The organism is Chromobacterium subtsugae, from assembly GCF_035919665.1.
Classification (GTDB): Bacteria; Pseudomonadota; Gammaproteobacteria; order Burkholderiales; family Chromobacteriaceae; genus Chromobacterium; species Chromobacterium subtsugae.
On the sequence record NZ_CP142381.1, the window covers coordinates 3,172,682 to 3,194,277 of the forward strand.

Annotated in this window: 16 protein-coding genes; 10 read left to right on the top strand and 6 right to left on the bottom strand. The window is 65.1% G+C overall.

Annotated features, from left to right (window positions below):
• Positions 1-41 precede the first annotated feature (41 nt).
• Complete coding sequence (gene clpB / locus U6115_RS15245) at positions 42-2,621, bottom strand: ATP-dependent chaperone ClpB (RefSeq protein ID WP_043573229.1); 2,580 nt, start codon at positions 2,619-2,621, stop codon at positions 42-44.
• Positions 2,622-2,738: 117 nt separating this feature from the next.
• A complete protein-coding gene (locus U6115_RS15250; protein ID WP_181243143.1) occupies positions 2,739-4,769 on the bottom strand; it encodes a methyl-accepting chemotaxis protein in 2,031 nt (676 codons plus the stop codon).
• Positions 4,770-5,052: 283 nt separating this feature from the next.
• On the opposite strand from U6115_RS15250, the gene mnmC reads away from it, so the two are divergent.
• Complete coding sequence (mnmC, locus tag U6115_RS15255) at positions 5,053-7,056, top strand: bifunctional tRNA (5-methylaminomethyl-2-thiouridine)(34)-methyltransferase MnmD/FAD-dependent 5-carboxymethylaminomethyl-2-thiouridine(34) oxidoreductase MnmC (RefSeq protein ID WP_043577474.1); 2,004 nt, start codon at positions 5,053-5,055, stop codon at positions 7,054-7,056.
• Between the two features lie 4 nt (positions 7,057-7,060).
• Here mnmC and U6115_RS15260 read toward each other — a convergent pair whose 3' ends face one another.
• Positions 7,061-7,486 carry an acyl-CoA thioesterase gene (locus tag U6115_RS15260; protein ID WP_043577475.1) on the bottom strand — a complete coding sequence of 142 codons (426 nt, stop codon included), beginning with the start codon at positions 7,484-7,486 and terminating at the stop codon, positions 7,061-7,063.
• 353 nt (positions 7,487-7,839) lie between these two features.
• Here U6115_RS15260 and crcB point away from each other — a divergent pair, with 353 nt between their 5' ends.
• The 3 genes from crcB to U6115_RS15275 all read left to right on the top strand — a co-directional run bounded on the left by crcB (position 7,840) and on the right by U6115_RS15275 (position 10,297).
• Positions 7,840-8,253 (top strand): fluoride efflux transporter CrcB, encoded by a 414-nt coding sequence (crcB, locus tag U6115_RS15265; protein WP_425332021.1) that lies wholly within the window; start codon positions 7,840-7,842, stop codon positions 8,251-8,253.
• A gap of 91 nt (positions 8,254-8,344) precedes the next feature.
• Positions 8,345-8,797 carry a hypothetical protein gene (locus tag U6115_RS15270; RefSeq protein ID WP_052877997.1) on the top strand — a complete coding sequence of 151 codons (453 nt, stop codon included), beginning with the start codon at positions 8,345-8,347 and terminating at the stop codon, positions 8,795-8,797.
• Between the two features lie 78 nt (positions 8,798-8,875).
• On the top strand, positions 8,876-10,297 hold the full coding sequence (locus U6115_RS15275; RefSeq protein WP_043577486.1) for a Dyp-type peroxidase: 1,422 nt from the start codon (positions 8,876-8,878) through the stop codon (positions 10,295-10,297).
• Between the two features lie 67 nt (positions 10,298-10,364).
• Here U6115_RS15275 and gltX read toward each other — a convergent pair whose 3' ends face one another.
• Both gltX and U6115_RS15285 read right to left on the bottom strand, forming a co-directional pair.
• Entirely contained in the window at positions 10,365-11,753 is a 1,389-nt protein-coding gene (gene gltX / locus U6115_RS15280; protein ID WP_173428525.1) for a glutamate--tRNA ligase, read from the bottom strand.
• 89 nt (positions 11,754-11,842) lie between these two features.
• Positions 11,843-12,466 (bottom strand): LysE family translocator, encoded by a 624-nt coding sequence (locus tag U6115_RS15285; RefSeq protein ID WP_043577490.1) that lies wholly within the window; start codon positions 12,464-12,466, stop codon positions 11,843-11,845.
• Between the two features lie 203 nt (positions 12,467-12,669).
• Between U6115_RS15285 and U6115_RS15290 the strand changes: the two genes are divergently transcribed.
• A complete protein-coding gene (locus U6115_RS15290; RefSeq protein ID WP_043577491.1) occupies positions 12,670-14,097 on the top strand; it encodes an aminotransferase-like domain-containing protein in 1,428 nt (475 codons plus the stop codon).
• Positions 14,098-14,216: 119 nt separating this feature from the next.
• The gene (locus U6115_RS15295) at positions 14,217-15,494 is read left to right on the top strand and encodes an O-acetylhomoserine aminocarboxypropyltransferase/cysteine synthase family protein (protein WP_043577492.1); all 1,278 of its coding nucleotides are present in this window, start codon (positions 14,217-14,219) and stop codon (positions 15,492-15,494) included.
• 54 nt (positions 15,495-15,548) lie between these two features.
• Here U6115_RS15295 and U6115_RS15300 read toward each other — a convergent pair whose 3' ends face one another.
• Positions 15,549-16,442 (bottom strand): L,D-transpeptidase, encoded by an 894-nt coding sequence (locus tag U6115_RS15300; protein WP_043577494.1) that lies wholly within the window; start codon positions 16,440-16,442, stop codon positions 15,549-15,551.
• Positions 16,443-16,840: 398 nt separating this feature from the next.
• Between U6115_RS15300 and rlmD the strand changes: the two genes are divergently transcribed.
• The 4 genes from rlmD (at position 16,841) to U6115_RS15320 (ending at position 21,501) form a co-directional block, all read left to right on the top strand.
• Positions 16,841-18,385: a 23S rRNA (uracil(1939)-C(5))-methyltransferase RlmD gene (rlmD, locus tag U6115_RS15305; RefSeq protein ID WP_043577495.1), complete on the top strand. Its 1,545-nt coding sequence runs from the start codon at positions 16,841-16,843 to the stop codon at positions 18,383-18,385.
• A 264-nt stretch (positions 18,386-18,649) separates the two neighbouring features.
• Positions 18,650-19,840, top strand: a complete 1,191-nt coding sequence (locus tag U6115_RS15310) for a NupC/NupG family nucleoside CNT transporter (protein ID WP_043577496.1) — start codon at positions 18,650-18,652, stop codon at positions 19,838-19,840.
• Positions 19,841-19,944: 104 nt separating this feature from the next.
• Positions 19,945-20,571, top strand: a complete 627-nt coding sequence (locus U6115_RS15315; RefSeq protein WP_047236459.1) for a YecA/YgfB family protein — start codon at positions 19,945-19,947, stop codon at positions 20,569-20,571.
• A gap of 102 nt (positions 20,572-20,673) precedes the next feature.
• A complete protein-coding gene (locus U6115_RS15320; protein WP_043578021.1) occupies positions 20,674-21,501 on the top strand; it encodes an undecaprenyl-diphosphate phosphatase in 828 nt (275 codons plus the stop codon).
• Positions 21,502-21,596 lie beyond the last annotated feature (95 nt).

The window sequence follows — 21,596 nt, forward strand, 5'->3', positions numbered from 1 at the left end:
CCGCTGCGAACAGCGGCCGTTTTCGCGCGCAGCGGCGACGGTCAGTCGAAAACCAGCTGGCCGTTTTTCGCCTCCACCAGCACCGTGGACTTGGGCGGGTACTTGCCGGCCAGAATCGCCTTGGCCAGCGGATTTTCCAGTTCGGCCTGGATAGCCCGTTTCAGCGGACGCGCGCCGTAAACCGGGTCGAAACCGGCCTCGGACAGCAGCGCCAGCGCCTCGCCGCTGATCTGCAGGTTCAGGTCCAGTTTGGCCAGCCGCGCCTCCAGGCCCTTCAGCTGGATGCGGGCGATGGACTGGATGTGCTTCTCGTCCAGGCCGTGGAACACCACCACCTCGTCGATGCGGTTGATGAATTCCGGGCGGAACTGGGTCTTCACCTCGGCCATCACGGCGAGCTTGATCACCTGGTAATCGTCGGTGGCCATCGCCTGGATCTGCTGGCTGCCGATATTGGACGTCATCACGATCACCGTGTTCTTGAAGTCCACGGTGCGGCCCTGGCCATCGGTCAACCGGCCGTCGTCCAGCACTTGCAGCAGCACGTTGAACACGTCCGGATGCGCCTTCTCCACCTCGTCCAGCAGGATCACGCTGTACGGCTTGCGGCGCACCTGCTCGGTCAGGTAGCCGCCCTCCTCGTAGCCGACATAGCCCGGAGGCGCGCCGATCAGCCGGGCGACGGAATGCTTCTCCATGTACTCGGACATGTCGATGCGGATCAGGTGCTCCTCGCTGTCGAACAGGAAGCCGGCCAGCGTTTTGCACAGCTCGGTCTTGCCGACGCCGGTCGGTCCCAGGAACAGGAACGATCCATACGGCTTGTTCGGGTCGGCCAGACCCGAGCGCGAGCGGCGGATGGCGTCGGCCACCGCGGTCACCGCCTCGTCCTGCCCCACCACGCGCCGATGCAGCACGTCTTCCATGTGCAACAGCTTCTCGCGCTCGCCGGTCAGCATCTTGGACACCGGAATGCCGGTGGCGCGGCTGATCACCTCGGCGATTTCCTCGGCGCCCACCTGGGTGCGCAGCAGACGGTTGGGCTTGGCCTCGCCCTGCTCGCCGGCGGCCTCGGCCTCCTTCAAGCGCGCTTCCAGTTGCGGCAACTTGCCGTATTGCAACTCGGCCAGTTTCTGCCAGTCGCCCTTGCGCTTGAGGTCTTCCATATTCGCCTTCAGGCGGTCGATTTCCTCCTTGATGCTCTGCGAGCCTTGCTGGGCGGCTTTTTCCGCCTTCCAGATCTCTTCCAGGTCGGCGTATTCGCGCGACAGGCCGCTTATCTCGTCCTCGATCAGCTGCAGACGCTTTTGCGAAGCCTCGTCGCTCTCGCGCTTCACCGCCTCGCGCTCGATCTTCAGCTGGATCAGGCGGCGGTCGAGCTTGTCCATCGCTTCCGGCTTAGAATCCAGCTCCATCTTGATCTTGGATGCGGCCTCGTCGATCAGGTCGATGGCCTTGTCCGGCAGGAAGCGGTCGGTGATGTAGCGCTGGCTCAATTCCGCGGCGGCGACGATGGCCGGGTCGGTGATGTCGACGCCGTGGTGGATTTCATACTTTTCCTGCAGGCCGCGCAGGATGGCGATGGTGTCCTCGACCGATGGCTCGCCCACCAACACCTTCTGGAAGCGGCGCTCCAGCGCGGCGTCCTTCTCGATGTACTTGCGGTATTCGTCCAGCGTGGTGGCGCCGATGCAATGCAGTTCGCCGCGCGCCAAAGCCGGTTTCAGCATATTGCCGGCGTCCATCGCGCCTTCGGCCTTGCCGGCGCCCACCAGCGTGTGGATTTCGTCGATGAAGATCAGGGTCTGGCCGTCGTCTTTGGCCAGATCGTTCAGCACCGCCTTCAGTCGTTCTTCGAATTCGCCGCGGAACTTGGCGCCGGCGATCAAGGCCGCCAGGTCCAGCACCAACAGGCGCTTGTTCTTCAGGCTTTCCGGCACTTCGCCGTTGACGATGCGCTGCGCCAGGCCTTCGACGATGGCGGTTTTGCCCACGCCCGGCTCGCCGATCAGCACCGGATTGTTCTTGGTGCGGCGTTGCAGCACCTGGATGGCGCGGCGGATTTCGTCGTCGCGGCCTATCACCGGGTCGAGCTTGCCCTGGCGGGCGCGCTCGGTCAGGTCCATCGTATATTTCTTCAAGGCTTCGCGCTGGCCCTCGGCGTCGGCGCTGTTGACGTTCTCGCCGCCGCGCACCGCGTCTATCGCCGCCTGGATCGACGCGTGGTTGCCGCCGTGCTCTTTCAGCAGGCGGCCGGTCTCGCCCTTGTCCTGGCTCAGCGCGGACAGGAACAGCTCGCTGGCGATGAATTCGTCGCCCAGCTTCATCGCGATCTTGTCGGCGGCGTTGAGCAGATTGGCCAGATCGCGCGACACGGTGATCTCGCCGCCATGGCCCTGCACCCGCGGCAGCCGTTCGATGGCAGACTTCAGGCCGGCCTTCAGCGCCGGCACGTTGACGCCGGCGCGCGCCAGCAGGCCGCCGACGCCGGCTTCGGCGTCGTCCAGCATCGCCAGCAGCAGATGCTGCGGCTCGATATAGGCGTTGTCGCCCGCTACGGCCAGGCTTTGGGCGTCGCCCAGCGCCTGTTGGAATTTGGTGGTCAGCTTGTCGAATCGCATGATTTGCGGCTCCCGTGAAAACTGTCGATGACTTCCATCTTGGGGAGCCTGCCGGCCATTTCAAGGGCGCCGCCGCGCCGGCGTTTGACCGCGCGCAAACCCGGCGGCTGCCGGGAATCAGGCGCGGAACACCCGCACTTCCTGCTTCAGCGAGTCGGCCAGCTGCGCCATTTCGCCGGCGGTTTGCGCCGAACGCTCGGCTTCCTGATTGTGGGTTTCGGCCAACCGGGCCACCTGCGCCACCTGTTCCGCGATGTTTTCCACGGTCTGCCGCTGCGAGGCCAGCTCCTGGTTGATGGCGGACACCACCGCCATCGAACGTTCGGCGTCGGCGACGATGGACCCCATCGCCTCCCGCGCCCTGGCGGTGATGGCCGCCCCTTCAGACGCGCAGCTCACCGACTGGCGCATCGCCTGCGCCGCCAGCGTCGCCGCCTGCTGCATCGCGGCGATCATTTCGCCTATCTGCCGGGTGGACTGGCTGGTGCGCTCGGCCAGCTTGCGCACTTCGTCCGCCACCACCGCGAAGCCGCGGCCCATCTCGCCGGCGCGCGCCGCCTCTATCGCCGCGTTCAAGGCCAATAGATTGGTCTGGTCGGCGATGTCGTGGATCACGTTGACGATGTCGCTGATCTGGCCGGCGTTGCTCTCCAGCGCCAGCAGGCTGTCGGCGGCGTTGTCCAGCGTCGCGGCGATGCGATTGACCTCGTCCACCGCCGCCGCCAGGCTGGCGCTGCCGTTCTGCGCCGCTTCGCTGGACGCCTGCGCCACCTCGCTGGCCTCGCCCGCCACCCTTTCGATCTGCTCCACCCCGGCGATCAGCAGCTCGGTGTGCTGCGACATCTGCCGGGCGCTGTCGCGCTGCTCGCCCGACGAAGCCGCCGCCGCGCCGGCCTTGTGCGACAGATCCTGCGCCGCCCGGTCCAGGTCCAGCGCGTGATGGCTGGTGCGGTTGAGCGCCTGCTGGAAACTGTCCAGCAGGCCGTTCAACGCATTGGCCATTTCGCCCATCTCGCCGCCCCGCCCCGTCGGCAGGCGGCGCTGCAGATCATGGTTGTCCTGAATGGACGCCACCTCGGCCACCAGTTGGCGCACCGGACGCGTCACCAGGATGCGGGTCGCCCCCCACAACGCCAGCGCCAGCACCACCAGCAGCACGCCGCAGCCGGCGGCCAGCCAGGCGATCAGCATGCGGTTTTCGCGCTGCAGTTCGGACTCGGTTTCGTCGCTGACCAGCAGCCAGTTCCACGGCGCGAAGCTGGCGTAGGACAGCATGTGCGCGGCGGCGCCCTTATCGCCCGGCAGGCGCACCGACAGATTGCCGCTGCCGCCCTTGAGCAGTTCGCGCAGATAGGGCTTGCCGTCGGCGTCCAGCGATTTGTCCACCGAACGGCCGTTCAGCCGCGGATGCAGCAGATAGCGGCCGAAACTGGCCGAAGCCGGATTGACATCGATCACGTCGATGTGGCCGCTATCCTCCAGCTTGACCTTGCCCAGCCGCACCAGCAGGCTGGCGATGCCCTCGGTGGCGCCGACGCCGACGAAGGTGGCGCCTATCACCTTGCCGTCGCCGTCCTTGATCGGGCTGTAGCTGGTGACGTAATCCTTGCCGTACAGATTGGCCAGGCCGATGTAGCCGTCGCCGGCGGCCAGCTTGGCGTAAGCCGGCGCGGCGCGCTCCAGCCGGCTGCCCAGCGCGCGGTTGCCGTTTTCCATCAGCAGCGTGGTGGACACGCGCACGAAGTCGTCTCCGTCGCGGACGAAGATGGACGCGACATTGCCGCTGACCGCGGAAAAGTGGTCGACCATCCGGTTATTGCCGTTGACCGGCTCGCCGCCCATCAACAACGCCGGCGTCGCCGCGCCGGCCACATTGATCTTCTCTGCCGGATTCAGGCTGAAACCGCTCCTGAACTCGGCGAAGAACACTTTCTCGAATTGCCGGATGGACAGGCGCAACGATTCGTTGAAACCGTCCACCATGTTCAGCGACTGCGCCAGCAGCTGGGCCTGCACTTTCTGGGTGCGCTCCAGCATCAAGCGCTGGCTGAACACATACAAGGGATACAGGATCGCGCCGGCCACCAGCGCCATCAGCACTACCTGGGTCAATACCAGCCGACTGCCTATGCTGCTCGCTCGCCTCATCTTCCACGCCTCCGCCCTGCAGAACCTTCCATGGCCGCCCATCCGCCGACGCCCCCTTCCTCATCTTATTACAAGCCAGGCGCTCGGCAGCGCCGGTCTCGACACCCATGGCAGCGCGATGAGTTCATTGGCATTTAAATGCGCAAAATACATTCCCAAGCATTAGATAACGACAAGCGGCGGCGTTTGCGCGCCATCCATCTGGAACGGCTGTATTGGCCGTGCGACAATCCAGGCTGACAGAACAGAATCCGCCAGCCCGCCGGCCGCGGGCCCAGCCGCAATGACAAGCCCAAGCACCCCACGCATTTCCACGCCTGCCCAGCTAGACTGGCAGGATGGCCAACCTACGTCCATCGCCTTCGGCGACGTGTATTTTTCCCGCGACGCCGGCCTCGACGAAACCCGCCACGTTTTCCTCCAGCACAACCAGCTGGCCGAGCGCTTCGCCGCCCTGCCGCAGCGCGGGCAATTCACCATCGCCGAAACCGGCTTCGGCACCGGCCTGAATTTCCTCTGCGCCTGGCAATGCTTTGAGCAGCACGCGCCCGCCGACGCCCGGCTGCATTTCGTCAGCGCCGAGAAATACCCGCTGACCCCGCAGGACCTGTCCCGCGCGCTGGCGCTGTGGCCGGAGCTGGCGGCGCAGTCCAACCAGCTGCTGCGCCAATACGACATGCTGACGCCGGGCTGGCACCGCCTGCTGCTGGCCGGCGGCCGCGTCAGCCTGACGCTGATGGTGGGGGACGTGCTGGACGTGCTGCCGCAGCTGGACGCCCGCGTCGACGCCTGGTTCCTCGACGGCTTCGCGCCGTCGAAAAATCCCGACATGTGGCAGCAGCCGCTGTTCGACCAGATGGCCCGTCTGTCCGCCCCTGGCGCCACTTTCGCCACCTTCACCAGCGCCGGCGCCGTGCGCCGCGGCCTGACCGCGGCCGGCTTCCAGGTGGAAAAAGCCCCCGGCCACGGCCAGAAACGCCATATCAGCCGCGGCTGGCTGCAAACCGCCGCCGCGATGCCCTGGCAAGCCCCCTGGTTCGCCCGCCCGCCGCAGCGCTGGCGCGAACGCAGCGCCATCGTGGTGGGCGGCGGCGTCGCCGGCGCGTCCACCGCGCACAGCCTGGCCGTGCGCGGCTGGCAGGTGACGCTGATCGAACGGATGCCCCGGCTTGCCAGCGCCGCCTCCGGCAACCCGCAGGGCGTGCTGTACACCAAGCTGTCGCCGCACCTGACGCCGCTGTCGCGCCTGGTGCTGTCCGGCTACGCGTACAGCCTGCGGACCCTGCGCGAACTGCTGCCGGAGGATGGCGAAAACTGGCGCGCCTGCGGCGTGCTGCAGCTGGCGCATGAAGCGAAGGAAGGGGAAAAACAGCAGGCGCTGGCGGAACTGGGGCTGCCGGAAGCGGTGATGCGCAAGCTGGACCGCGAGCAGGCCAGCGAGCTGGCTGGCGTGGCGCTGCCCTCAGGCGGGCTGTTCTTCCCGCAGGGCGGCTGGGTGCATCCGCCGGCCCTGGTGGCGCGGCTGGCCGACCACCCCAATATCGCCGTGCGCACCAGCCATACCGTGCTGGAGCTGGAGTATGACCAGAACGAGCGCCATTGGCTGGCCAGCGACGAAAGCGGCCCGCTGGCCCTGGCCTCGGTGGTGGTGCTGGCGGGCGCGGCGGAAACCGCCCAGTTCGACGCCACCAGCCATCTGCCCTTGAAAAAGATACGCGGCCAGGTCACCAGCATCGCCGCGACGCCGGACAGCGAGCGGCTGGCCACCGTGCTGTGCGGCGAAGGCTATATCTCGCCGACGCGCGGCGGCCGCCATTGCCTGGGCGCCACCTTCAAGTTCGACAGCGACGACCTGGCGGTAAACGACGCCGAACATGCGGAAAACCTGCAGATGCTGGCCGAGCTGGCGCCGCAATTGCATGACGGCCTGACCAGCGGCGGCCGCGGCGCGCTGGATGGCCGCGCCGCCTTCCGCTGCACCAGCCCGGACTACCTGCCGCTGATCGGCCCGGCCGTCGCCCGCCGCGACTTCGCGCAATGCTACGCCGAACTCGCCCGGGATGCGTCCTTGCAGCCGCAGCAACCTTGCCCATGGGTGGAAGGCCTGTACGTCAACACCGCGCACGGCTCGCGCGGGCTGATCACCGCGCCGCTGTCGGGCGAGATCCTGGCGGCGCTGCTGGAAGACGAACCGACGCCGCTGCCGGCCCACCTGATGCAGGCCATCCATCCCAGCCGCTTCCTGCTGCGCGACCTGATCCGCCGCAAGCTGGATCCGGCCGCGTGACGAATCACGCCGCCGGCAGCGCGCGCTGGATGGCTTCGCGGATGGGGTCGGGAATGGCGACCGACTTTTCCGCCTTGTAATCGACCCATACCAGCAGCACCTCGGCACTGGCGTAAACCGTGCCGGGGTCGTCCTGCCGGTAGAAGTGGTGGCGCAGCTTCAGGCTGCTGTTCCCCAGTTTTTCCAGTTCGATGGTGATGTCCAGCGTCGCCGGGTAGGTCAGTTGCTTGCGGAAGGTGCAGGCGGTATTGGCCAGCACCGGCCCGATGCCTTCCGGGTCGATGCCGTAGCCCAGCGAATTCAGCCACTCTATCCGCACCTGCTCCAGATAGCGGAAATAGTAGGTGTTGTTCAGATGGCCGACGGCGTCCATATCGCCCCAGCGCATGCTGATGGTGCGCTTGTCTATTACCGGATAATGCGTAGTCAAGATCTGGTCCTTTGCTCCCCGATGATCTCCGGATAATAACGGCAAATTGCCTGACGCGTCTGCCTCTGGGCATTCCAGGCGATTGTTTTGCGGAAGTGTTAATTCCAGCCGGATTTCATTACACCCCGTCACATAAGCGCTCAACAATCATGCTACAGCGCCGCCGGCCCTGCCGGGATAATCACCTTGTCAGTTCGCGAATCCCAAGGGATGAGCGGACCGGACGCGATCGGATTGCGTCGTCAACGGCGCGCAGTCTGGTCACCTGAGCGAAGGTGCAATTGGGAGCCCCCTGTGGGGCTCTTTTTTTTCGCCCGGCCGCTCCCTGTACGAAAGCTGCCGCGCCATGCAGAATGGCTGGCATCGCCACTCCCGCCCTCGTCACCATGTGGAAATCGATATTCGCCATCGCCGCCGGCGCCGCCATCGGCGCGCTGCTGCGCTGGTTTCTCGGCCTGCGGCTGAACAGCCTGTTCCCCTCCCTGCCGCTGGGCACGCTGGCCGCCAACCTGATAGGCGGCTACATCATCGGCCTGGCGGTGGCGCTGTTCGCCGACATGCCCAGCCTGCCGCCGATGTGGCGGCTGCTGATCATCACCGGCTTCTGCGGCGGCCTGACCACCTTTTCCACTTTTTCCGCCGAAGTGGTGGAACTGCTGCGCCAGGGGCAACTGATTCCCGCCTTCACCGCCATCGCCGCGCATGTCAGCGGCTCCCTGCTGATGACCATGGCCGGCATCGCCAGCTGGCAGCTGCTGCAGCGCTGACCGCAGCCGGCGCTACGTATTCAACACAATTACCAACCGGCTGTCCGCTTCCTATGTTTCAACCTCCGATAGTTGCGTTTAGGAGAGAAACATGGCCAGTCCCCTTACCCTGCTGATGCCGGTGGCGCCCGACGCGGACCTGACCGCCCTGGCCGCCACCGTGAAGGAAAACCAACCGCTGCTGCACGCGGCGCTGACCAAGATCGGCACCGTCCACTTCGCCCGTACCCTGCTATTGGACCGCGCCGCGCCCAATCTCCAGCCCGGCATCAAGCCCAGCAAAAGCTATGTGCTGGCGGTGATCACCGAATACGACGGCAGTTTCGACAGCTACATCCAGGACTTCGTCAAGGAAGTCGGCCCCATCTTCGACGCCTTGCTGCGCTTCATCGACGGCGCCTCCGGCCTGATTCCGGTCGCCAGCCACGTCGCCGCGTTCAAGGCCTTCATCGCCGCCAACGACGCCTCGCAGCACGCCCCCAACAATGACATGTACCAGGCCTACACCGCCACCGTGCAGCAAATCCTGGCCTCGCTGCCCTAAGCGGCCCCGCAAGCCATCCTGGACCATGCGGCAGCCCGTCCCGTCGACGGCCGGCCGCAAACCGCCTATGGAGCAGCCATGATCCCTGTCATCTCTTACGACGACGTGCAAGGCACTATCCTGCGCGGCTACCGGGTGGAACGCGCCCGCCACTTCATCCTGCGCATCGACGACAAGGCCGGCGCGGCGGCGCTGATACTCAAGCTGGTGGAGGGCCAACTGGGACTGCCCCCCATCACCACCGCCCAGCGCGGCGCGCAAAAACCCATCCATTTTCTCAACCTCAGCTTCACCAGCGCCGGCTTGGCGCGGCTGGGGCTGAGCGACGCGCAACTGCAGACTTTCGACGTCTCTTTCCGCCAGGGCGCGACCGATCCCGGCATCGCCGCCAGCATCGGCGACACTGGCGACAGCGCGCCGCAGCACTGGATAGGCGGCCTGGATCAGGGCGCCCAAGTCCATGCGCTGCTCAGCCTATGGGTGGATGGGTCCGCAGAGCAGCTGGAGTCGGCCAGTTCCAAACTGTGCTACGCCTTCGCCGATTACGGCGTGAAGAAACTGTCGGCGCAGGATGCCGTGGCGCTGCCGGACGACAAAGTCCACTTCGGCTACCGCGACAGCATCGCCCAGCCCACCATCATCGGCGCGCCGCCGCGCAAGCGCGACATCCCCGACGATCAACCGCCGGTGGCCACCGGCGAATTCCTGCTGGGCTATCCCAATGCGAGCGGCGGCAGCTACACGCTGGAGCCGAAAGAACTGTCGCTCAACAGCAGCTTCGCCGCCTTCCGCATCCTGGAGCAGGATGTGGAAGGCTTCGAAAGCTTTCTGCAAACCTACGCTCCCCGCCTGGGAGTCGATGCCGAAACGCTGGCGGCGAAAGTCTGCGGCCGCTGGCGCAACGGCAACCCGCTGACCTTGCGTCCCGACGCGGCCGGCGAGGTCTTGCCGCCCTCGCAGCTGAACGACTTCCATTACGTCGACGCCACGCTGGACACGGACGATACGCTGGGCCTGAAGTGCCCGATAGGCTCGCACATCCGCCGCAGCAATCCGCGCGACGGCGCGGTGGTGGGCGCCGGCAGCCCGCTGCACCGCATCGTGCGCCGCGCCATGCCATACGGCCCGGAATACGACCCGGCCAAGCCGGACGCGCAAAAGCGCGGCCTGATCGGCTATTTCATCAATGCCAGCATCGCCAACCAGTTCGAGTTCGTCACCAGCCAGTGGGTGCTGCGTTCCGACTTCGTCAAATCGGCCACCGGACCGGGCGGGCCGGAACAAGGCAACGCGGTGTTCAACATCAGCGGGGAGGACGTATTCATCGGCGTCAACCCGGTCGACCAAAGCTCCTTCACCGATGCCCAGGCCGGCCCCAAGGGGCAGAACAACAAACGGATCACCGGCTTTCCCCGGCTGATCCACACCCGCGGCAGCGCCTATTGCTTCTTCCCCAGCATCAGTGGCCTGCGCTACCTGGCGAAACTGGCGGCCGGCTGACAAACGCGAAAACCCCCGCGGCCCATGCGGGCGGCGGGGGTGGTTTCCTGCCGTGCGGCGGAAAGGGTCAGCCGCGCAGGCGGCGCAGCACCTCGTCCTTGCCGATCAAGGCCAGCACCGCGTCCACCGACGGGGTCTGGGTGGTGCCGCATACCAGCACGCGCAGCGGCATGCCCAGCTGGCCCATCTTGATGCCTTCGTCGGCGCAGAACGGTTTGAACAGCTCATGGATGGATTCGGCGCTCCAGGCTTCCAGAGCAGCCAGTCGGTCGGCGAAGCGGCCCATGCGCGCTACAGCGTCTCCGGCCAGATGCTTCTCCACATCGGCGGCGACCGGTTCGCGCTTTTTGTAGAAGTAATCGACTTCCAGCGCCAGCGCGTTCAGGTCCTGCACCCGCTCCTTCACCAGCGCCAGCACGTCGCCGATGGCCGGGCCATGGGCGGTATCGACGCCGGCTTTCGCCAGGCGCGGCGCGATCAGCTCGGCCAGGCGGCCGTTGTCGGCGGCCTTGATGTGCTGCGCGTTCAGCCACATGAATTTTTCCTGGTTGAAGCGGCTGGCGGACGGGCTCACCGCCTCCAGCGTGAACCATTCGACGAACTGCTCCATGCTGAAGAATTCGTCGTCGCCATGGCCCCAGCCCAGGCGCGCCAGGTAGTTCAGCAGCGCTTCCGGCAGGATGCCCTTGTCGGCGTAGTCCACCACGCTGACCGCGTCGCGGCGCTTGGACATCTTCTGGCCGTCTTCATTCAGGATCATCGGCAGGTGGCCGTACACCGGCAGCGGCGCGTTCAGCGCCTTGAGAATATTGATCTGGCGCGGGGTGTTGTTGACGTGGTCGTCGCCGCGGATCACGTGGGTGATCTGCATGTCCCAGTCGTCCACCACCACGCAGAAGTTATAGGTGGGGCTGCCGTCGGGACGGGCGATGATCAGGTCGTCCAGCTCTTCATTGGAGATTTCGATGCGGCCCTTGACCGCGTCGTCCCAGGCCACCACGCCGGCGAGCGGCGTCTTGAAGCGCACCACCGGCTGCACGCCCTCCGGGATGGCCGGCAGGGTCTTGCCGGCTTCCGGGCGCCAGCGGCGGTCGTAGCGCGGCTTGTCGCCGCGGGCTTCCTGCTCGGCGCGCATCGCTTCCAGCTCTTCCTTGCTGCAATAGCAGTGGTAGGCGTGGCCGCTGGCCAGCAGCTGCTGGATCACTTCCTTGTAGCGGTCGAAGCGATGGGTCTGGTAGAACGGGCCTTCATCGTAGTCCAGGCCCACCCAGTGCATGCCGTCCAGAATCGCCTTCACCGACTCCGGCGTGGAGCGCTCCAGATCGGTGTCTTCGATGCGCAGCACGAACACGCCGTTGTTTTTGCGGGCATAGGCCCAGGAGAACAGCGCGGTGCGCACGCCGCCGATGTGCAGGTAACCGGTGGGGCTGGGGGCGAAACGGGTACGGATCATGATGGGTTGGACTCTGAGAAAAACACACAAGGGCGCCATTGTACGCCGCCAACAAAAAAGCCCGCAAACTTGCGGGCTTCTTTTTGGCCGGCTCAGACCATATTGGGCAAGGCCCCGCTCGGCATCATCTGCGCCAGCAGCCAGAAGGCGGTCAGCGCCAGCATCGCGGCCATGCTGAAGTTGAACGCGCGCAGCCGCGGCGGGGAATCGAGGAAACGTCGGATGGCCACGCCGGAGCCGGCCCACACCGCGATGCACGGCAGGCTGGTGAAAAAGGTGATCAGCGCGAACAGCGCGGCGGCGTGCCACGGATTCATGTGCGCCGGCAGGAACACCATCACCAGGTTGAAGCCCATCAGCCACACCTTGGGATTGAGCCAGTTGAACAGGATGCCGCCCCAGAAGCCCATCGGCCGGACGCCGGCGTCGGCGCTCTTGGCCGCCCCCGCGCGCGCCATGCTCCACGACAGCCACAGCAGGTAGCCGCAGCCGGCGATCGCCAGATACAGCTGCAGCGACTCCATCAGCGACATCAGCGCGCCCAAACCGACAGAGAGGATGCCTACCTGCAGCGACAGGCCCAGCGCCATGCCCAGCAGCGACGGCAGCGTGCGCGAAAAACCGAAATTGACCCCCGACGACGCCAGCACCAGATTATTGGGGCCGGGGGTGATGGACATCACCAGCAGATAGGTGACCAGTGCAAGCAGATTCATGACGACTCCTAGACCGCAGCCGGCGCGCCGCCGGCACTCTCGGGGCGCGCCCCGACTCAAGGCCGTCATCTTAAGCTTTTGCCCTGGACAATTACAGATTCAGAAAAATACAATTGAGACCGTAACAGTTTTGCAGTTGCAAAACTGTTATGGTTAATTTCGTTCGAAACTGTACCGTCCGTCCCCGTCCGGAGCCTTCCAACATGAGCAGCGAACCGCTTTACCAGCAACTGGTCAACGAATGGACCACCCTGATCCAGACCGGCACCATCCGCCCGGGCGAGCGGCTGCCTTCGGTGCGCAAGGCCTGCGCGATGCACAAGGTCAGCCCGTCCACCATTCTGCAGACCTACCGCACGCTGGAAGACCGCGGCCTGATCGAGGCGCGGCCGCAGTCGGGCTTCTACGTCAAATCCGCCGCCAGCCTGCCCTTGCCGCGGATGCGCCGCCAGAGCGCCGCCCATCACACCGGCGAGGTGGTAGACCAGATCGAGGCCGTGATGGGCGCGCAAAACCAGGCCGACTTCATCGACCTGTCGCTGGCCAGCCCGCGCGGCAGCGACTTCTACCCTACCACCCGCTTCAAGCACATCATGGGGAGGCTGCTGCGCCAGCACCCGGAACTGACCACCGACTACCCGTTCCCGCCCGGCTCGGAACGGCTGCGGCGGCAGATCGCCCAGCGCGCCGTCAGTTGGGGCTGCGTGCTGGCCGCCGACGAGCTGGTGATCAGCAACGGCTGCACCGAGGCGCTGCAGCTGGCATTGCGCGCCACCTGCAAGCCAGGCGACACCGTGGGCGTGGAGTCCCCCACCTATTTCGCGCTGCTGCCCATGCTGAAGGACTTGGGGCTGAGCGTGATCGAAATCCCCACCCACCCCACCAGCGGGCTGGCGCTGGACGCGCTGGAACTGCTGCTGTCGGAAAAACGGCTCAACGCCGTGGTGGCCATGCCCACCGTGCACAACCCGCTGGGCAGCACCATGCCGCCGGAAGCCAAGCAGCGGCTGGCGCAACTGGTCAACGACTACCAGGTGCCGCTGATCGAGGACGTGCCGCACGCCGACCTGTTTTACGGCGCCGCGACGCCAAACGCGGTGAAAGCCTACGACCGCGACGGCTGGGTGCTGCTATGCGCCAGCTACAGCAAGACGCTGGCGCCGGGTTTCCGCATCGGCTGGATCGCCCCCGGCCGCTTCCTCAGCGAAGTGCGGCGGCTGAAGTTTTCCAGCAGCCTGGGCCAGCCGGCGCTATTGGAGGAAACGCTGGCCGAATACCTGGAAAGCGGCGGCTACGACCACCACCTGCGGCTGATCCGCCGCCACTTCAACAGCCAGATGGAAAAGCTGCGCGGCGCGGTGGCCCAGCACTTCCCCGCCGGCACCCGCGCCACGCTGCCCTCTGGCGGCTGCCTGCTGTGGGTGGAGCTGCCCAGCCACGCCGACACCATGCAGCTGTTCCAGGCCGCGCTGGCCGAACGCATCACCGTGGTGCCCGGCGCGATGTACTCGGCCAAGGGCCGCTATCGCAACTGCCTGCGGCTGTCCTGCTGCTATCCGTGGAACGAGGCCTACCAGCGCGCGCTGGCGCGGGTCGGAGAACTGGCAGCCGATCTGGCGGATAGGGACTGAAATATAACGGATAGTTATATTTTGAAGCATCGTTAGCACCTTGCGATTGAGCAGGCCAGGCATTAAGGTAGGCGATCATGACAAGCGCTTGACCCGATGACCCGCCCTGGAGCCTGACGATGAAACTGGAAACCCTAGCCGTCCACGCCGGATACAGCCCCGACCCCACCACCAAGGCGGTGGCGGTGCCGCTGTATCAAACCACCAGCTACGCCTTCGACAGCACCCAGCACGGCGCCGATCTGTTCGACCTCAAGGTGCAGGGCAATATCTACACCCGCATCATGAACCCGACCACCGACGTGCTGGAAAAACGGGTGGCGGCGCTGGAGGGCGGCATAGGCGCGCTGGCGGTGGCCTCCGGCATGGCGGCCATCGCCTACGCGATCCAGACCATCGCCGAAGCCGGCGACAACATCATCGCCACCCGCACGCTGTACGGCGGCACCTATAACCTGTTCGCCCACACCTTCCCGCAGCTGGGGATTGAAGTGCGTTTCGTCGACTACCGGAATCCGGCCGCCATCGCCGCTTTGGTGGACGAACGCACCAAGGCGGTGTTCTGCGAATCGATAGGCAACCCGCTGGGCAATGTGGTGGATTTCGCCGCCTTCGCCGCCGAGGCCCATCGCCACGGCCTGCCGCTGATCGTCGACAACACCGTGCCTTCGCCCTATCTGTGCCGGCCGTTCGAACACGGCGCCGACATCGTCGTGCACAGCCTGACCAAATACCTGGGCGGCCACGGCAACAGCATAGGCGGCGCCATCGTCGACTCCGGCAAATTCCCGTGGGGAGAGCACAAGGCGCGCTTCAAGCGGCTGAACGAGCCCGATGTCAGCTACCACGGCGTCAATTACGTGGAAGCGCTGGGCGCGGCCGCCTACATCGCCCGCGCCCGCGTGGTGCCGCTGCGCAATATGGGCGCGGCGCTGTCGCCGTTCAACGCCTTCCTGATCCTGCAAGGCATAGAAACGCTGGCGCTGCGGCTGGACCGCATTTGCGACAACGCGCTGAAAGTCGCCCATTTCCTGCAAGCAAGCCCGGCGGTGGAGTGGGTGGAATACGCCGGTCTGCCCGACAACCCAAGCAAGCCGCTGGTGGACCGCTACCTGGGCGGCCGCGCCTCCGGCATCCTGTCCTTCGGCATCAAGGGCGGGGAAGCCGCCGGCGGCCGCTTCATCGACGCGCTGCAGCTGGTGACGCGGCTGGTGAACATCGGCGACGCCAAGTCGCTGGCCTGCCACCCGGCCTCCACCACCCACCGCCAGCTGTCGCCGCAAGAACAGCTGAGCGCGGGCGTCAAGCCGGAGCTGGTGCGGCTGTCCATCGGCATTGAACACATAGACGACATCCTGGCCGACATCGGCCAGGCGCTGAAAGCCGCCGCGCAGTAAACGGCGAGCAAGAAAAAAGGCCGCGAAAGCGGCCTTTTTCGTCCGAAAACCCTATCAACCGGCCCGGGCGGCGGTTCTGCCGCGCTGGCTGGCCCTGGCCGGCGGACCCGGCTCGCGATCCGGCGCCGGCTGGCTGGCCGCCGGCGTCTCGGGCGCGGCGGCCGGCGTCAGGCGCGACAGCCAGGCAAAAGGCTGCAAGCCGCCGCTGATCGCGCCGCTGGCGCTCTTGCAGCTCAAGCACACCGGCTTGCCGCTGCGCTGCTTCAGCGCATCGTCCACCCGCTGGCCGTACAGCGCCTGCTGGTGCTGGCGCTGCCAGTCCAGCAGCGTCTGCGCCAGGTATTTCAGCGACGGATCTTCCTGCTTATAATGGTTGCGGTAGACGGTCAGCCACAACTGGCCGGCTTCATCCTGGCTCAGCAGAATGGTCTGATAGGCGACGGTGACCGCGTCGCCGCGGCTGACCGTGCCGGCCAGCTCCAGCGCGTCGTCGTTTTTCAGCCGCACGCAGCCGTGGCTGCGAAAACCCGGCACCGAGCCGGGAGCGTTGGTGCCGTGAAAGCCCAGCCCCAGCCGGCTTTCGCCGAAGCGCACGAATACCGGCCCCAAGGGATTGTTGGGCCCCGGCGGCACCACGGTCTGCACTTCCTTGCCGTTGCGGCGCATTTCATCCTGGATGGACTTGGGCACATGCCACGCCGGCGCCTTGTAAATGCCGGTGATGTCGAAGCTGCCGGTCGGCGTCTGCGTCAGCATCTTGCCCACCGCCACCGGAAAAATCCGCGCCAGCTTGCCATCCTGGTACAGGAACAGCCGCGCCTGCGGCAAGTTCAGCACCAGGTGTCGTCCCGCCGGGTTCACCTGGATGTCCGGCGCCGGCATCACCGCAGCCGCGCACGGAAACGCCAGCGAGCCACCCAGCGCCAGCACCGATAAGCACTTCAACATACCTTGCCCTGAATTACATGAACATGGTTCGGATTGTAACAGAAAGCCCCGCCGGCCCGGATTGTGCGAATTTACACCGCCCCGCCAAGCATCAATTCGTCAAACCCAGCAGCTGCAGCTGTCTGGGCAAACAAACACTTCTCAGATCATACCGCTCTATTACCGACTGCCGCGCGGCCCGGCTCAACTCAGCCAAGCCATGCCGGGACCGGCAAGCGCCGGCCACCGTGTCTGCGATGTCTTCATGGAGTAAAGAGCGCCCGCCTGCGGCATGGGGCAACTGACTCCTAGCGACTTGCGCCGACCGCCCCGCCCGCTCCCTCAACGTAAAAAAACCAGCAAGAATCGCCGGTTTTTGAGAAAATCCGCGTTTACCGTTTGATTTTGCAAGCAAGACGATGACGCACCCACAGACTATTGCCCTGGTCGAATCGCTGGATCACGAAGGCCGGGGGGTCGCCCACGTTGACGGCAAGACCATTTTCATCGATGGCGCGCTGCCGTACGAAAAGGTTGTCTACAGCAGCTACCGCAAGAAGCCCAGCTACGAAAACGCCCAGACCAGCGCCGTATTGAAGGAAAGCTTCATGCGCGCCGAGCCGCGCTGCCCGCACTTCGGCACCTGCGGCGGCTGCTCGATGCAGCACGTGGAATTCACCGCCCAGGTGGCGATCAAGCAGCGCGTGCTGGAAGACAACCTCAAGCGCATCGGCAAGGTCAAGGCCGAACGCATTCTCACCCCCATCGCCGGACCGGCTTGGCACTACCGTCATCGCGCCCGCCTGTCCGCACGCATGGTGGCCAAGAAGGGCGGCGTGCTGGTGGGCTTCCATGAGAAAAGCTCCAGCTACATCGCCGAGATGCGCGAGTGCCACATTCTGCCCAAGCACATCTCCGACCTGATCATGCCGCTACGCGCGATGATCGCCACGCTGTCCATCAGCCAGCGCATGCCGCAGGTGGAAGTGGCGGTCGGCGACAAGCTCGACATCCTGGTGTTCCGCAATATGGACGCCATCACCGATGCCGACTTCGCCATCCTGAAGGCATTCTCCGACCGGCACGGCACCGCCGAGCGTCCGCTGCAGGTCTGGCTGCAGCCCAAGGGCCCGGACACCTGCTATCCGATCTACCCGCTGGACGCGCCCAAGCTGACCTACAGCATGCCGGAATACGCGGTGGAAATGCCCTACTACCCCACCGAATTCACCCAGGTGAATCCGCAGATCAACGCGGTGATGGTGGCGCGCGCGCTGAAATTCCTCGACCCGCAGCCGGGCGAGCGCATCGCCGACATGTTCTGCGGCATCGGCAACTTCACGCTGCCCATCGCCCGTTCCGGCGCCATCGTGCATGGCATGGAAGGCAGCCAGCCGCTGGTGAAGCGCGCGGTGGAAAACGCCACCCACAACGGCCTGCAGGACAAGGTGAGCTATGAAATGGCCAACCTGTTCGAGGTGACCGAGGAGTCGTTCGCCGCGCTGGGCCATTTCGACAAGATGCTGGTGGACCCGCCGCGCGACGGCGCGGTGCAGCTGTTGAAGGCCATCACCGAGGAAACCGCGCCCAAGCGCATCGTCTACGTGTCCTGTAACCCGGCCACGCTGGCGCGCGACGCCGGCATCCTGGTCAACACCAAGGGCTACACGCTGAAGACGGCCGGCATCATCAATATGTTCCCGCACACCGCGCACGTGGAGTCGGTGGCCTGGTTCGAAAAAACCAGCCCCTGCAAGACGCGCAAGGAAGTCGAGGAAATCGAGGCGTTGGAAGCCGCCGAGCGCGAGGCCGCCAAGGCCGCGCATCTGGCGGAGGAAAACGCGGAGAAGGCCAAGAAAGCCGCCGAGCTGGCGGAAAAGGCCGCCGCCAAGGAAGCCCGCCGCGCCCACTATTTCGCGGAGAAGGCGCGCCGCGAAAACGAAGACTCGTCTCCCCAGGCGTAAACCGCCGGCCGCCTGTGGCGTTTATGCCATAGCGGCCGATCTATCTTCACTTAAAGATAGATAGTTTGATGTAAAGACTAGTTTTCATCCGAACTTCAGCGCATTGTCCCTACTGCCGCAACGTCATATCCCCGGAACATGGCGGCGCGGCGGCCGCGGCTTTGCCCGCAGCCCTATAAAAACTGGCGTGCGGCCCGCTTGCGGGACCGAAACGTTGCTCGAAACCTGCCAAGGCAGGGGAAACCCAAAAGCGATACTAATCTCATGCATATCGTCCAATTCATCATCGGCCTCGTGGTCGTGCTGGCCCTGACCCAGCTGGTCGCCCGCGACCGCAAGAACATCAAGATCCGCTCCGTGATCCAGTTGCTGGTCATCGAGATCGCCCTGGCGTTCTTCCTGCTGAACACCACTTACGGCCTCGCCATCGTCGGCAGCATCTCCAGCGTCTTCACCAAGCTGATGGACTTCGCCAAGGAAGGCACCGACTTCGCCTTCGGCGGCATCCAGAACAAGGGCGAGTTCAGCTTCTTCCTGAACGTGCTGATGCCCATCGTGTTCATCTCGGTGCTGATCGGCATCCTGCAGCACATCCGCGTGCTGCCGGTGGTGATCCGCGCGGTCGGCTTCGTGCTGTCCAAGATCAGCGGCATGGGCAAGATCGAGTCGTTCAACGCCATCAGCTCGATGATGGTGGGCCAATCGGAAAACTTCATCGCCTACAAGAACATCATCCACACCTTCGACGAGAAGCGCATGTACACGCTGGCCGCCACCGCGATGTCCACCGTGTCGATGTCCATCGTCGGCTCCTACATGCAGATGATAGAGCCGCGCTTCGTGGTGACCGCACTGGTGCTCAACCTGTTCAGCACCTTCGTCGTGCTGTCGCTGATCAACCCCTACGACAGCGCGCTGGGCGAGGATGAGCTGATCAGCAGCGACGCGCACCGCGTGTCCTTCTTCGAAATGCTGGGCGAGTACATCCTGACCGGCTTCAAGATCGCCGTGATCGTGGCCGCCATGCTGGTGGGCTTCATCGCGCTGATCGCCTGCGTCAACTTCATCTTCACCGCCATCTTCGGCATCAACTTCCAGACCATGCTGGGCTACGTGTTCTGGCCGTTCGCCTGGCTGATGGGCGTGCCGACGCACGAAGCGCTGACCGCCAGCAGCATCATGGCCACCAAGCTGGTGACCAACGAATTCGTCGCCATGCTGGAACTGAAGAACCAGGCCGCCCATCTGTCCAGCTACACCCGCGGCGTGCTGTCCATCTTCCTGGTGTCCTTCGCCAACTTCAGCTCGATCGGCATCATCGCCGGCGCGGTGAAGGGCCTGGACGAAGATCGCGGCAATATGGTGTCCCGCTTCGGCCTGAAGCTGGTTTACGGCTCCTCGCTGGTCAGCATTCTGTCCGCGCTGATCGCCGGCCTGGTGTTGGCTTCCTACTAATCGGCCCCGCCGCCCCGAGTTTCCCGCCGCCCGCTGATGCGGGCGGTTTTGTTTTGGCCGCCTCGGCGGCATAATGGCCGCCATACCCTCTCAGAAAGCCCAATATGCCGCACAAGCCGCTCAGCGAGCAGGACTACCAGCGCCTGTCCGCCACCCTGAACCGCTTCACCAGCCAGCAATGCATGAATCTGGAACAGCTGGACGGCTTCTTCTCCGCCCTGTTGTCCGGCCCGCAAGCCATTCCGCCGGCCGAATGCCTGCCGCTGATCCTGGGCGAGGCTTTCGACGATGAAAGCGCCTTCCCCAGCGAAAAATCGCTGGAACAGTTCGTCGCGCTGCTGCGCGGCCACTGGCAGGATATTTCCAACGCGCTGTCCGGCGGCGAATTCCAGCCCTGGCTGGACGCCGACGCCAACGGCGCGGTGCTGGGCAACGACTGGTGCGAGGGCTTCATCGCCGGCATGGAATTGCTGAACGACGACTGGGGCATGCTGTTCGAATCGGAAGAAAACGCCCCGCTGCTGGAACCCATCCTGGCGCTGGGCTTCGAACGCCACCCGGACGCCGAAATGCGTCCCTTCGTCGAAGCCGTCAGCGCGGAGCAGCGCGCGGCCTGGCTGGCCGCCATCTCGCCGTCGGTGCACGGCATCCATGACTTCTTCGCCGCGATCCGCCGCCAGCTGGAACAGGAAGAGCAAGCGCTGGAGCAACAGGAGCGCCGCCCGCACTGAGCCGGGTAAACCCCGCGCCGGCGCGCGCGTTATGCAAAACAACCATGGGCAGCCGGCAATTCGCCGGCTGCCGCCGCATCATCACTTGAACAGGGGTTGTCCATGAACGCAATCGAAGCTTTGCTGTTTGCCGTCATCCAAGGAATCAGCGAACTGTTTCCCGTCAGCAGCCTGGGGCATGGCGTGCTGATTCCCGACTGGCTGCACTGGTCGATCAACCGCACCCATCCGGACTTCCTTCCCTTCATGGTGATGCTGCATCTGGGCACCGCCGCCGCGCTGCTGATTTACTTCCGCCGCGACTGGATCGCGCTGATCGGCGGCTGGCTGAAGGCCCGCGGCCGCGCCAGCAATCCCGAAGCGCGGCTGATGTGGCTGGTGATCGCCGGCACCATCCCGGCCGGCTTGCTCGGCCTGCTGCTGGAAAAACAGCTGCGCCAGCTGTTCACCAGCACCACTGCAGTGCTGATCTTCTTGGCGCTCAACGGCCTGATGCTGCTGTGGGGCGACCGCCTGAAGAAAAAAACCGCCTCGCACGAGCTGTCCGAACTCAGCCTGGCCGGGGCGATCAAGATCGGCGCCGGCCAGGCGCTGGCGCTGCTGCCGGGCTTTTCCCGCTCCGGCGCCACGCTGGTCACCGGCCTCGCCCACGGCCTGGACTACGCGTCATCGGCCCGTTTCTCCTTCCTGCTGGCCACCCCCATCATCACCGCCGCCGGCGTACTGGAAATCCCCAAGCTCGCCCACAGCCATGCCCCGGCGCCCTGGGGCCTGCTGCTGGCCTGCGGCGCGATGGCCGGCCTGTGCGCTTATGCCAGCACCTGGTTCCTGATGCGCTACTTCAAGAAAACCGAAATCGAATCGCTGCGCCCCTTCGGCTTTTACTGCCTGCTGGTGGGCATAGGCGGCCTCGCGGCCAAATTCGTGTAAATAGACTGGACTTGGCCGACGCCTATTATAAAATTGCAAGTAGACAGTAATTCCACTTATTGAAATACAGATGGCGCTCTACTAAAGCGCCATCT